This is a genomic window from Desulfobacula phenolica, from assembly GCF_900105645.1.
GTDB lineage: Bacteria > Desulfobacterota > Desulfobacteria > Desulfobacterales > Desulfobacteraceae > Desulfobacula > Desulfobacula toluolica.
This window is the reverse complement of sequence record NZ_FNLL01000003.1, coordinates 74,429-88,059: the sequence shown is the minus strand read 5'-3', so window position 1 is coordinate 88,059 and position 13,631 is coordinate 74,429. Positions and strand designations below refer to the sequence as shown.

The following is a 13,631-nucleotide window of genomic DNA, read 5'->3' as shown; positions in this document are numbered from 1 at the left end:
CAATCACACATTCAATAACGAACTGATCATGGTTTTCAGCTCCAGATAGTTTCTTGTCACTGGAATTTCAGGATAATCCGTGATCACTGAATCAGGCGGGCTAAAGAAAAAACCATGATCTGCCTGGGTAATCATCCCGATATCATTATAAGAATCACCAAAGGCAATCACTTCATAGTTAAGTTCTTTTAAGGCTTTAACCGCACGCTTTTTCTGATCATCAATGCGGATATTATAATCAGTTACATTACCCATTTTATCAATGCTCAGGTTGTGACATAAAAGAGTGGGGAAATTCAACTTTGCCATCAAAGGCTTTGCAAACTCCTCAAAAGTATCTGATAAAATAATAATCTGTGCTTGTTCCCTGATCCAGGTTAACATTTCCAAGGCGCCCTCAAGTGGCTCTAAGGTGGCAATCACCTCACTTATATCCTGAATCTTTAAATTATGCTCTTTTAATATAGCAAGCCGCTTGGTCATCAACACATCATAATCACTGATATCCCTGGTGGTCAGTTTAAGTTCTTCAATCCCGGTTTTTTGTGCAACATTAATCCATATTTCAGGCAAAAACACACCTTCCAAATCTGCAACCAATATTTTCATTTTTATTTTTACTCCTGAACAGTTTCTTCTATCCTGATAACAACAGGACTGCCAACAACTGAATCTATTTTTGAAATTTTTATCAAAGCATCTTGCACACTTGCCTCTTTGGCAATATGGGTGATCATTACAATCGGCACGTTCCCGTTAGTTTTCCGGCCTTTTTGATGAACCGATTTAATGCTGATATTATTTTCTCCTAAAATTCCGGAAATTTTAGCCAGCACCCCGGGATGATCCTGGGCTTCAAACCTAAGATAGTATCTTGTATAAAGCTCGTCCATGGGAAGAATGGGAATCGGCTTGATATTATCTTCAGGATATCCCAGAATGGGAACCCGCCTTTTGGTTCCTGAAATAATATTTCTTGCAATATCTGCAACATCACTTAACACGGCACTGGCCGTGGGCATCATGCCTGCACCATGACCGTACAGCATGGCTTGGCCTGTGGCATCTGCGTCAATGACAATGGCATTCATAGAAGAATCAACATGGGAAAGAGGGTTTGAGTCAGGGATCATGGTGGGATGCACACGGGCTTCCACATGATTTTCATGAATTTTGCCAATGGCCAGAAGTTTTATGGTGTACCCGAACTCCTTTGCAAACTCAATATCCTTTGGTGTAATATTGCGGATACCTTCCACATGTATGTCTTTCAAATTAATCTCCATGCCGTGGGCAAGGGAATTTAAAATGGCAAGTTTATGGGCAGTATCAAATCCATCAATATCCAATGAGGGTTCAGCCTCAGCATATCCCAATTGCTGGGCATCTTTTAGCGCGTTTTCAAACTCCGATCCATCCTTGGAAATTTTTGTAAGAATATAATTGCAGGTTCCGTTTAAAATCGCCGACATTGCTTTGATATCATTGGCTACAAGAGACTCCCTCAAAGACTTGATAATGGGCATACACCCGCCACAACTGGCTTCAAAGGCCAGATCAACCAAATTTTTCCGGGCTGTCCTGACAAGATCATTACCACAACTTGCCAGCAGGGCTTTATTGGCAGTGACCACATGTTTTTTATTTTCAAGAGCCTTTAAAATAAATTCTTTGGCAATGGTCTCCCCTCCGATGGTTTCCACAATAATATCTATTTCAGGATCATCAATTATCACGGTTGCATCGGAAACCAGAGCAGTTGTTCCAAGTTCAACCCCCCTGTCTGTTGTGATATCAATATCAGCAATAGTTTTAAGATTTAAAACAGCACCGATTCTGGATTCCAGCAATTGTTTTTTCTGCTTTAACAGCTTTGCAACACCAGCGCCAACAACACCATATCCTAAAATTCCAATATTGATTGTTTTCATTCGCTTCAGATTCTCCGATATTAACTTAAGTTTAAAAACAGATTAGATACAATATTCAACCGGCGTTGTCAAAAAGCTTTTGACTTTTCAGCCTATTATGTTTATCATTGCAGGGTTTTAGAAGGTTTAATCAATGTAATCAAAAAGGGTAACAGTATATGAGCGACTCCTTAACTTACGCAGATTCAGGTGTTGATATAGATAAGGCAAACAAACTGGTTGACCGGATTAAAGATATTGCAAAAACCACCCCAAGAGCAGGAGTTATGGGTGAAATAGGCGGGTTTGGGGGCCTTTTTTCCCTGAATCTTTCCAATATTTCCAACCCGGTTCTGGTCAGTTCAACCGACGGTGTCGGAACCAAGCTTAAAATAGCTTTCATGATGGACAAACATGATACCATTGGTATTGATCTTGTGGCCATGTGTGTTAACGACATCATTGTCCAGGGGGCCAAGCCCTTGTTTTTCCTTGACTATCTGGCCATGGGAGTTCTTAACAATGATGTGGCTGAAAAAATTATTTCAGGGATTGCAAAAGGATGCACTCAAGCCGGATGCGCACTCATCGGCGGTGAAACCGCAGAAATGCCGGGCATGTATCAGAATGGGGAATATGACCTTTCCGGGTTTTCCGTGGGAATTGTAGACAATGATAAGATAATAGACGGTTCATATATCAGAAACAACCACAAACTCATCGGGCTTGCATCAAACGGTGTTCACAGCAATGGTTTCTCCCTTGTCAGAAAAGTTTTTTTTGACAAATGCAAATACAGTGTCGACACAAAATCAGAGGAACTGGGCACCACCCTTGGAGAAGAGCTGTTAAAGCCCACATTCATTTATGTCCCGACAATTATCAGCCTGATAAGAGATCTGCCCATTCACGGACTGGTTCACATTACCGGCGGAGGCATTGATGAAAATATCATCCGGGTGATCCCGGAATCCTGTAAAGCCATTATTCACAAAGATGCCTGGGAAGTTCCGCCGGTCTTCAAGCTCCTTCAAAAAGAAGGCGGGGTTCCTGATGCTGAAATGCAACGGACATTTAACAACGGTATCGGCATGGTTATGGTAGTACCTGAAGCATCTGCCCAGGAAGTCATGGACAGACTCTCGGCAATGGACAAAAAAGCCTATCTTATCGGTGAAATAGAAACCAGGGAAAATAATGAACCTCAAACCCAATGGGTCTGATCGTTTCAGCTTATCATGATAGTTCTCGGGATTGAATCCTCCTGTGATGAAACCGCAGCGGCAATTGTTCAGGATGGCACAAAAATTTTATCTTCTGTTGTTGCCTCCCAGATTGAAGTTCACCACAAGTATGGCGGCGTTGTACCGGAACTTGCGTCCCGCATGCACATCGAAGCCATTACCCCGGTTGTGGACGAGGCTGTACAAAAAGCAGCCATTAACATCGAAGATATTGACGGGGTTGCCGCAACAAGAGGGCCGGGACTCATCGGGGCTCTTCTGGTGGGATTTTGTTTTGCCAAATCATTTGCCTGGGCAAGACAACTTCCCTTTGCCGGTGTCAACCACCTGGAAGCTCACATCTATTCTTTGTTTCTGATGGACAACAAGCCAAAATTCCCCTTTATAGCCCTGGTGGTATCCGGGGGACACACCAATATCTATCATGTCACTTCATATGACAATTTTGAGCTTTTGGGGCAAACAAGGGATGACGCGGCAGGTGAAGCCTTTGACAAAGTGGCAAAAATGCTGGGAATAGGCTATCCCGGCGGCCCGATAATTGAAACTCTTGCAAAGACAAAAAATCCTGACGCCATCATGTTTCCCAGAACATTGCTTGAAAAAGGCAGTTTTGATTTCAGTTTCAGCGGCATCAAATCGTCTGTGGCCAGATATATCCATGACAAAAACATCACAACAAAAGATGAAAAAGCACAGGTTGCAGCATCGTTTCAGGAAGCCGTCATTGATGTTCTGTCTCAAAAACTGATCAATGCAGCCCAGCATAAAAAATGCCTGCGCATTGGTATTGCAGGAGGCGTGTCAGCCAACCAGACCTTTGTTAAAAAGTTATCCAAAAGAGCAAAAAGTAAAAACATCAAAGTTTTTTCCCCGCCGGTTGAACTGTGCGGAGACAATGCAGCCATGATTGCAGCAAGAGGGTATACCATGATTCAGCAAGGATCTTTATGTGCCCTTGACCACGACGTATTCTCAAGAACAAAAACAGATTAGCGTTTGGATTATTCTCTTTCGTACAAATATTTTTTCTTTGTCCTTAATATTCTTTCTATTGATATTTTACCCATCAAACAAAGCTTCTCATTTTCATTGAGAAGCCTTACTATTTCATGATAAGCAACATCAATATCAGGGCCTTTATGACAGATCAGGGCCATATCAATTCCTGCTTTCAAAATTTGCCGGACACAGGTTTTCATATCATAGGCAATCGCTTTCATGTCCAGATCATCGGTCATCACCAGCCCCTCATATCCCATTTGACCGCGTAAAAGGTCATGGGCAATCCAAGGGGACAGGCTTGCCTGCCACCTTGGATCAAGCTGCGGGTATTGAATATGGGACAGCATGATCCCGCAGACGCCTTCATTCGTTGCATCTGCAAACGGAACCAGGTCGGATTGTTTGAGGGTTTCCAGATCAATATCCAATACTGGAAGATGAAAATGGGAATCCTTAACCGTTCTGCCAATACCGGGGAAATGCTTGGCCACAGCCATGATACCGTTTTCCTGAAGGATATGGATCACGGCCATGCCAAGTTGTGATACGTTTTTTGCATCCCCTTTAAACACACGGTTTTTCATAATACTGTCAATGCCTTCGGGTGCAATATCCAGAACCGGGGCAAGATTCATATTGATCCCGACCTGCTTTAACTCAGCAGCCGTGACAACGGCAAAATCCTCGGCATCACGGATGGATTCAATAAAGGGATTCCCTTTAAATTCCGTGAAAGGCGCTTTCAGCCTTGCAACCACCCCGCCTTCCTGGTCAACCGCCATAAACAGCGGCGGAACCCCGCAGGCTTTTGCATATTCCCGGCATTCACCGCAAAGAGCTGCGACCTGATCAGGGGACTCTATATTTCTTTTAAACAAAATGATACCACCGGCTTTGATATCCCGGATAATATGCTTTAAATCCTCGTTGAGTTCAATACCGTCAAACCCCAGCATCAAACGCTGTCCGGCCATTTTATTTTGATCTTTAATCTTTGTATCCTTTTAACCGATATCCTGAATTTTTTTTAATGCATCCTGAATCAAAACAGTCACCTCTTCGGACAATTTGCCTGCCTTTTCAATTTTCTCTGCAACCTCGGCAAGTCCCGCCTCTTTTGCTCTCCCTGCCCAGGTAAAGAATGTGTCTTTATGACTGTTATTGTGATCAATCCAGTGACCAAACAATTTTTCAAGCTTTTGTTCAAACGTCAGTTCATGTGAATGGCCTGTGTCATGGCCGTGGGAGTGGCCATGATCATGGCCGTGATCATGACTGTGGGGATGTCCGTGATCATGGCTGTGCGTATGTTCATGATTATGTTCATGATTATGCTCATGATTGTGTTCATGATTGTGTTCATGTGAATGATCGTGACTGTGATTATGATCGTGTGAATGGTCATGTGAATGGCTGTGTGAATGATCTTTATCGTGTGTCATAATATTACTCCAATTAAATATTTTTCCAGACTCACTGGTTCAGGCGTATATTGATACACCGGCCGCCAATGGCTGAAAGCATTTATTTCAATCCCATTATAAATAATGGATACCGGCCTGTCCGCCGAAACAACCACAACAATGATGCGGCTGTGAGCAGCAGAAAATCTCAAGGCCGAGTTATATCTCGCACCTCTTGCCATGTTTTCCCAGTTGATGGTTTTTCCGTCCAGCAAACACCCGAACCCATGGATACACAGATCTGATGTAATATGAACGGCACCATCAATCTTTAAAAAAGAACAGGCAAGTTTCATATTTTTAGGTTCCAGAAGACTTATGGACGGTTCAAGCACATGGCCGGACAAATGCACGGGCGTTTCATTCAGATCAATCACCAGTGTGCAGCCATGCCGACCTTTCCCGGCGCTATGCACAAGGTGTGAGAGCAATTGAAACAAAAGCGTGCTATTTTCCGTAACAAAATTTGAATCCAGCAAAAGTTCCTCCAACTCAACCATCTTTGCCTCCCTGGTGGTTGAATGAAAACTGCCGTCAAAAAACGATGCTATTTTTTTATTGCCCAGTTTTAAAAATCCGTAATCCCCCATGAAATCAGCGGTTATGGCATAATCTGGAATATCACTGTCCGTAATTCCAATAATAGTGCAGCCGTCTGATACCAGCTTTCTGTCTGAATTTTCAACAGCAACCAGAAGTTTCCTGATATGTTTCACATTGCTGATCACAGGGCGTTCATGCTTTTGTATCTTGGTAATATAAGATACCTCATTAATACTTTGCGGATCAGTAAAAAAAAGCACTCCCCTTGCCCATGAGCCTTCTTCCCTGGTTTTGGAAATATTTAAAATATCATTTAAAATAGGGGGAATCAAAATTTTACTGTCAAATCCAAGATGCTGATCCCTTTCATCAACAATATAATCTGCAACAGCCTGCAACGAATAATTTTTCAGCACATAATCAGATGAATTTATTGCAGTCGTTCTTGAATTATAATCATGGGCCAGAAGGCAAACAGCCTGTTCCAGCCATCGTTCAGTGGGATGAATGGAACACATGTCAGGATGATGATCAGTCAGCCACATCTGATAAAAAAAATCATTGGAGCTTCCGCCATAAGAAATCAAACCGGACAATTCCAGATCATTTTCAGGTATTATATATCCCTGGGGCTGGTTTGAAATTTTTTCCTTGATTTGCCGCCGCCATTCATCACCATTGTCGTAATAGATCTCTTTGAGCTTTGGTTCATGGCCCCTTAAAACATTCTGGGGGTCAAAAACCCAAACCGGATCATTTTCATGAACCGCAAAAATCAAAGCCACTTTGCTGGGATTTGAATATTTGGAAAGGCCTTCTTCAACCCCTTTGAGAATATTTGTAATGCACAATTTATGATAAAATGCCTGATTCATTTATAATTTACCCAGGGTTGTTAATTAAAATACCATGGACATGATTGATACTCCGGTTATGCATCTATTTGCAAGAGTTTTTTATTGTAAAATACTGCCGGGCTTGCTATTGAAACAAAGAAACCTAATGGAGGCACAAAAAAATATGAAAAATTTGCTTTTTTCTTTGACAACATTGGTCCTTGCGGTATCGGCATTCGCTCAAACCTCTCTTGCTCAAACAGGCTATGTCTCTGATATGCTGCTGTTAACTTTCAGGCAAGGCCCCGGCAATTCATACGAAGTGATCAAAACATTACAAAGCGATACCCCTGTATCCATTATGGAAGAAAAGAATGGATTCTACAAAGTAACCCTTCAATCCAACGAAACAGGGTGGGTGGATAAAAGATTCATTGTTTTCAAACAACCCAAAAGCATTGTTCTTGAACAGTTAAAACAGGAAAACAGCAGCCTTAAAGATAAAATTTTACAATTGGAGTCCTCTTCCCAGGCCCTTGAAGATGCCATCAAAAACCTTGAGGCATCATTAAAAACTGCATTGGATGAAAAGATAAAGACAAGCCGTTTGCTTTCCGAAAACCGTGAAAAATACGACACCCTGATCAAACAATCCGGAAACATTCATAAACTTATTAAAGAAAACAAGAGCCTTCATGAGCAAAACATCACCCTTGCCGGCAATCTTGAAAAACTTGAAAAAAGCCATAAAGACCTTTTCAAAACCAGCATGATCAAATGGTTTCTTGCAGGTGTCGGTGTTCTGCTGCTGGGATGGATTATCGGGCAAAGCGTTTCATCAAAGAAACGACGATCCGGTTCTTCCCTGCTGGACTAAACAACACATATACCGATCAATTAATGCGCTTTCAGCCATAAGCTCCTGAGCTTTTCAGCCATCACAGACATATTCTTTGCATGGCTGATGTTATTTTTGAATCCATGGTGATTGTGGCTTGATCTATTCCTGGTTTAAGAATATTCTGGCGTTTAAGACTATTCTGACGTTTAAGAATATTCTGGAATATGAAAATTTTTCACAAATAAAAAATCCTTAGGAGCAAACAAATGACCGATCCGAGTTTAAAACAAACCCTTATTCTGGACCAGGAGACGTTTATCGTCCATAATCTCAATTTACTTGAACAAATGGGGTTGGCAAAGATCAATACCCTTCCGTTTGCTGCAAGAGTCCTTATAGAAAACCTGGCCCGAAATATGGACGCAAACATTATTCAATGGTCAGACGTGGTCAATGCTGCAAAATTCTATGAATCTCCTGCGCAAACGTCTGAACTGATTGCATTTTATCCGGCAAGGGTATTGATGCAAGATTTTACCGGAGTTCCGGCAGTGGTGGATTTTGCCGCCATGAGGGACGCTGTGGATGCAGCCGGAGCAGATCCAAAAAAAATCAATCCCCTGGTTCCTGTGGACCTGGTCATTGACCACTCCATTCAGGTGGATCATTTTAAAGAAAAAAATTCATTCTTCTTGAACGCTCAAAAAGAATATGAACGAAATAAAGAACGATACCAGCTTTTAAAATGGGCACAGAAAAGCTTTGACAATTTCCGGGTTGTGCCTCCTGAATCCGGGATCTGCCACCAGGTAAACCTTGAATACCTTGCCCCGGTCGTTTCAACCAAGCAGACCAAAGACGGTGTCCTGGCTTTTCCTGACACTCTTGTGGGAACAGATTCTCACACCACCATGATCAATGCATTAGGAGTTCTTGGCTGGGGTGTGGGCGGCATTGAAGCCGAAGCCGTGATGCTGGGCCAGCCCTATTATATGAACCTTCCCCATATTATCGGCGTCAATTTTATCGGCAAACCCCAAACCCGGATCACATCAACCGATATTGCCCTGTATGTCACTAAACGGCTTCGGGAAGAAAATGTAGTGGAAAAAATTGTTGAATATACCGGAGAAGGATTAAAATACCTGACCCTGACCGACCGTGCAACCATTTCCAACATGGCACCGGAATATGGCGCCACAGCAGGTTTTTTCCCGGTTGACGAACACACATTGAATTATCTGAAAAAAACAAACCGCAGGAAAACCGCCTCCCTTGTAGAAGGCTATTGCAAGGCCTGCGGATTTTTCAACAATCATGACAATGAGATTACATTTTCCAAAAAAATTGACGTTGATCTTTCCTTGATTGAAACATCCATTGCAGGCCCGTCAAGGCCCCAGGATAGGATCTCTCTTGCCGGAGTCAAAGAAAAAACCACCAAAATATTTGACCTTGGAAACAGGCAAAACATTCAGATCAACCCGGAAAACAAGCCTCATGCCCTGACCAACGGCAGCATCGTGATCGCGGCCATCACCTCCTGCACCAACACATCCAACCCCTATACCATGATAGGCGCAGGGCTTGCCGCCAAAAAAGCCGTGGAAAAAGGCCTGTCAATTCCCTGGCATGTTAAAACATCCCTGTCCCCCGGTTCCAGGGTGGTGCTGGATTATCTGAAAAGCTCCGGGCTGATGGAGTATTTCCAGGATCTTGGCTTTAACAACACCGGTTTCGGGTGTATGACCTGTATTGGAAACAGCGGCCCTCTTGATCCTTTTATCGAAGAATCCATTAAAACAAACAACCTGGATGTCATGTCCGTTCTTTCCGGCAACCGGAATTTTGAAGCCAGGATTCACCAGGAGGTAAAGGGCAATTTTTTAATGTCCCCCATACTTGTGGTCATATATGCCATTGCCGGAAAAATAGATATTGATTTTGAATCAGAACCCCTTGGGGTTTCACAGGACGGGAATCCTGTATTCATGAAAGATATCTGGCCCAAAGCCGATGAAATAAACCATTTTGTCGAAACCTATGTTCATGAAAAATTCTTCAAAGACCAGTATTCTCAAATCTTTAAAGGAGACAAACTCTGGCAGGAACTCAAGGTGGATGAAAGCACCACTTTCAAATTTGATAAAGAGTCCAGTTATATCCGCAACCCGCCCTTTTTTGAAAATTTTTCCCTGGACCTGCCAGCTCTTGAGGATATCAAAAACGCCAGAGCCCTTCTTGTGTTAGGCGATTCTGTGACCACGGATCATATTTCGCCTGCAGGTGCCATTCCCGTAGATTACCCGGCAGGGAAATATCTGATTGAAAACAATATAAAACCCTGGGATTTTAATTCCTACGGTTCCCGCCGGGGCAATCATGAAGTCATGATGCGGGGAACTTTTGCCAATATCAGGATAAAAAACAAACTGGTCTCGGATGCGGGCGGTCTTACCCTTAAATTCCCTGAAAATGAACAATGCTATGTATTTGACGCCTCCCGAAAATACCGGGATGAACAAACAGATCTGGTTGTTTTCGGCGGAAAAGAGTACGGAACAGGATCTTCACGGGACTGGGCAGCCAAAGGCACCACTCTTTTAGGCGTAAAAGCGGTCATTGCCGAATCCTTTGAACGAATCCACAGGTCCAACCTTGTGGGCATGGGCGTTCTGCCCCTGATTTTCAAAGAGGGGCAGTCCTTTGAAACACTGGGACTTAGCGGGGATGAAATCTTTGAAATCAGCAATGTAAACCAGATCAAACCCAATGACCTTTTAACTGTGAATGCCACAAAAAACGGCAAGGAAAAAACATTCCAGGTTGTTGTCAAACTCAACACGGATATTGAGATCGACTATATTAAAAACGGAGGCATCCTTCACTATGTATTGCGCCAAATGATCAAAGCATAGCCTTTTATTATGCCTAAAGGCCTGTTACATTTTTTTGTAACAGGCCCGGGCGCTGCATTATCATCTTTTTTATCGCCATAGCCACGCACGAATAAATATTTTTCAATAAATAAAATTCATTCATTTACCTTTCACCTTTATGCCTTAATTTATGATATAATATGAAGTTATATTTTTTTTTGCAGACATTTTATTAAATTGTAATTTAAGGATTTTTAAAAAGCCATGGAAATTAATCATTACGAGTTTAAATATGGCGAATTTGGAGACACCACGGGAGTTCAAATCAACTTACGCGGTTTTGATGTTCTTCGCTTCAATAATATCAGCAAAGGCACGGCCTTTACCATAGAGGAAAGGTCAAGGCTTAAACTCAGCGGTTTTCTGCCTCCAAGGGTAAAAACACTTGAAGATCAGATCAGATCAAGCCTTAGAATTGTTGATGAAAAAAAAAGTGACATTGAAAAATTCATTTATATCAGAAGTCTTTATGACAGAAATGTTGTACTGGCCCATGCCGTAATTGCAGACAATGTCACCAAATTTTTACCCATTATCTACACCCCCACCGTGGGGCTTGCCTGTCAGCAGTACTCTTCAATATACCGGGGAGCAAATGGTGTGCATTTTTATCCGGGAAATATTGATTATGCGGAATATGTTTTGCGCAACTATACGGACCAGGATATCAGGATTGCAGTGGTAACGGACAACCAGGGAATTTTAGGTATTGGAGACCAGGGGGCCGGGGGTATCCCCATCTGCCTTGGAAAACTGATGCTCTACACTCAGGGTGCAGGCATTGCTCCCTGGCACGGCCTTCCCGTATCCCTTGACGTTGGAACCGACAATGAAGACCTGTTAAATGATCCCAACTACCTGGGCTGGCGTCACAAACGCCTCAAGGGAGAAGAATATGATGCGTTTATCAAAAAATTTGTAACTGCGTTTAAAAAGAACTTTCCCCATGCACTGTGCCAGTGGGAGGACTTTTCAAAACAGACGGCGTTTACGGTCCGGGATACATATCTGAACCACCTGATCTCCTTTAATGATGACATTCAGGGAACCGGTTCCATTGCTCTTGCCGGAATCCTTGCAGCCATGAAAGCAAAAAAAGAGAACATGACAGATCAGGTGTATCTGGTAAATGGTGCCGGTGCAGGCGGTATTGGTATTGCCGAACAGATCCAGGTGGAGCTTATGGCCCAGGGCATGGATGAAGCAGATGCCATTGCCCGGATTTTCACAATGGATTCAAGAGGGGTGGTAACCTCGGACAGGGATCTTGAGCCTTACAAGAAAAAATTTGCAAAAGATTCAAAAACACTTGCCTGGCTGACATCATCTGAAGACAATACACTTTTGAATGCAGTCAAGCATGAAAAAGTAACCGTATTGATCGGAACATCAGGACAACCCGGCCTGTTTACACAACAAATTGTTCAAGCAGTCGGTAAGAATACGGACAGACCCGTTATTCTGCCATTGAGCAATCCCACGAGCAAGGCCGAGGCCCTGCCCAAAGATGTCTACGAATGGACCAACGGTAAAGCGCTTATGGCAACGGGTTCTCCTTTTGATCCTGTTGATCACGACGGCAAAGAGTATAGAATCGGACAAATGAACAATTCATTTGTTTTCCCGGGTGTGGGGCTGGGGGTTGTGGCATCCGGTGCCACCGAAGTATTGCCGGTCTTTTTTTCAGCAGCAGCCCATGCGATTGCCGAGTTTGTCAGCGAACAAGACATTAACGACGGTATTTTGTGTCCTCCACTGGATCAGTTAAAAGAGGTCTCTTTGGAAGTTGCAAAACGAGTCGGCGCAGAAGCCATCAAGGCAGGCGTTACCAAAAAAGATTGTTTTTTCTCAAAATTCAAACACAAAAATGATCCGGAACGGCTGAACACCCTTGTGGATAAAATGCGCTGGAATCCCCAGTATTTTGACCAGATTTAATTTGAATTGACACCCTGCCCCTGCCCTGATCGGATCGGATCGGATCAAATAATAACCAGCCGGTCAGGGCAAATTCATGAATAAAGAAGAGAGTGCTAACCCAGAAGGGTTGCAACCCGTTGGGCATTTACATTTGCTGCCTGATTTTGTGCAAAGGATGAGGTCTTTTTGAGCAGATCCAACTGCTTCATGTTCATCACCTCTTCTGCAATATCCACATCCCTGATCTGGGACTCCGAACTTCTTGCAGAAATTTCCTGGGTTTTCAGATTGGAAATTTCACTCTCAACCTGATTCTGACTTGAACCCAAAGCCGACCGATAAGAGCTGACAGAATCAAGGGCCGAGTCAACAGCCTCCTGAGCCGATTCCGCTCCCTCAAGAGAAGAGAGATCAAGAGCTGAAAGTTCGGCCAATCCCGGAGCATCTGAAAGAAGCGATTTACCGTTAAAAGTGGTACCCTGATAAAGATCATTTAATGACTCAAGCGATTTTGTCACATCCTCCTGGATGGCCATTCTGGTTTCAGGAGTCTGGGCATCGGACGCTGCCTGTAAAACTTTTTCACCGATTCCCTGAATAATTTGTGTAGCCTGACCAAGAGCAGCCTCTTTGATCTGAATCATGGATATATTATCCGAAGCATTGCGGCTCAGTTGCCCTATACTATTTGCGGCACTGTTGAGGTTATTAGCCATTACCAGACCGGAAGCGTCATCTGAAGCCCGGTTAATACTTTTGCCGGATGAAATCTTTTCCAGGGATTGGTCAAAAGCATTGGAAGCCGATCGAAAGGTATTTCCGGCAGACTGACTTAAGGTATTATTATTAATGGTCAGAGACATTTCACCTCCGTTTATATTATGTTTTATCCCACGCTGTTAATGCTGAAAACTTGTCATAACATAACCC

11 protein-coding genes are annotated in these 13,631 nt (G+C 43.1%); 5 read left to right on the top strand and 6 right to left on the bottom strand.

The genetic code is table 11. The features are described 5' to 3' along the window. Positions 1-3 precede the first annotated feature (3 nt). Positions 4-609, bottom strand: coding sequence for a bifunctional phosphoserine phosphatase/homoserine phosphotransferase ThrH (thrH, locus tag BLT94_RS05345; protein ID WP_092231290.1), 606 nt, complete (start codon positions 607-609; stop codon positions 4-6). An 8-nt stretch (positions 610-617) separates the two neighbouring features. Further along, positions 618-1,931, bottom strand: coding sequence for a homoserine dehydrogenase (locus tag BLT94_RS05340; RefSeq protein WP_092231286.1), 1,314 nt, complete (start codon positions 1,929-1,931; stop codon positions 618-620). Positions 1,932-2,089: 158 nt separating this feature from the next. Between BLT94_RS05340 and purM the strand changes: the two genes are divergently transcribed. Both purM and tsaD read left to right on the top strand, forming a co-directional pair. Next, the gene (gene purM / locus BLT94_RS05335) at positions 2,090-3,133 is read left to right on the top strand and encodes a phosphoribosylformylglycinamidine cyclo-ligase (RefSeq protein ID WP_092231283.1); all 1,044 of its coding nucleotides are present in this window, start codon (positions 2,090-2,092) and stop codon (positions 3,131-3,133) included. Positions 3,134-3,148: 15 nt separating this feature from the next. Beyond that, positions 3,149-4,150 (top strand): tRNA (adenosine(37)-N6)-threonylcarbamoyltransferase complex transferase subunit TsaD, encoded by a 1,002-nt coding sequence (gene tsaD, locus BLT94_RS05330; protein WP_092231280.1) that lies wholly within the window; start codon positions 3,149-3,151, stop codon positions 4,148-4,150. Between the two features lie 8 nt (positions 4,151-4,158). On the opposite strand, the gene nagZ is transcribed toward tsaD, so the two are convergent. From nagZ to BLT94_RS05315, 3 genes are read right to left on the bottom strand one after another with little or no spacing between them, the layout of a single operon-like run. Next, positions 4,159-5,133, bottom strand: coding sequence for a beta-N-acetylhexosaminidase (gene nagZ / locus BLT94_RS05325; RefSeq protein ID WP_092231277.1), 975 nt, complete (start codon positions 5,131-5,133; stop codon positions 4,159-4,161). Positions 5,134-5,163: 30 nt separating this feature from the next. Further along, complete coding sequence (locus tag BLT94_RS05320) at positions 5,164-5,601, bottom strand: hypothetical protein (RefSeq protein WP_092231274.1); 438 nt, start codon at positions 5,599-5,601, stop codon at positions 5,164-5,166. Beyond that, on the bottom strand, positions 5,598-7,040 hold the full coding sequence (locus BLT94_RS05315) for a DNA integrity scanning protein DisA nucleotide-binding domain protein (RefSeq protein WP_092231273.1): 1,443 nt from the start codon (positions 7,038-7,040) through the stop codon (positions 5,598-5,600). Before BLT94_RS05315 ends, BLT94_RS05320 begins: the two co-directional genes overlap by 4 nt. Before the next feature lie 145 nt (positions 7,041-7,185). Between BLT94_RS05315 and BLT94_RS05310 the strand changes: the two genes are divergently transcribed. The 3 genes from BLT94_RS05310 (at position 7,186) to BLT94_RS05300 (ending at position 12,719) form a co-directional block, all read left to right on the top strand. Next, complete coding sequence (locus tag BLT94_RS05310) at positions 7,186-7,878, top strand: TIGR04211 family SH3 domain-containing protein (RefSeq protein WP_175530281.1); 693 nt, start codon at positions 7,186-7,188, stop codon at positions 7,876-7,878. Positions 7,879-8,108: 230 nt separating this feature from the next. After that, the gene (acnA, locus tag BLT94_RS05305) at positions 8,109-10,760 is read left to right on the top strand and encodes an aconitate hydratase AcnA (protein ID WP_092231266.1); all 2,652 of its coding nucleotides are present in this window, start codon (positions 8,109-8,111) and stop codon (positions 10,758-10,760) included. 225 nt (positions 10,761-10,985) lie between these two features. After that, positions 10,986-12,719: an NAD-dependent malic enzyme gene (locus BLT94_RS05300; protein WP_092231263.1), complete on the top strand. Its 1,734-nt coding sequence runs from the start codon at positions 10,986-10,988 to the stop codon at positions 12,717-12,719. 95 nt (positions 12,720-12,814) lie between these two features. Here BLT94_RS05300 and BLT94_RS05295 read toward each other — a convergent pair whose 3' ends face one another. Then, positions 12,815-13,564 (bottom strand): flagellin, encoded by a 750-nt coding sequence (locus tag BLT94_RS05295; RefSeq protein ID WP_092231260.1) that lies wholly within the window; start codon positions 13,562-13,564, stop codon positions 12,815-12,817. Positions 13,565-13,631: the final 67 nt, after the last annotated feature.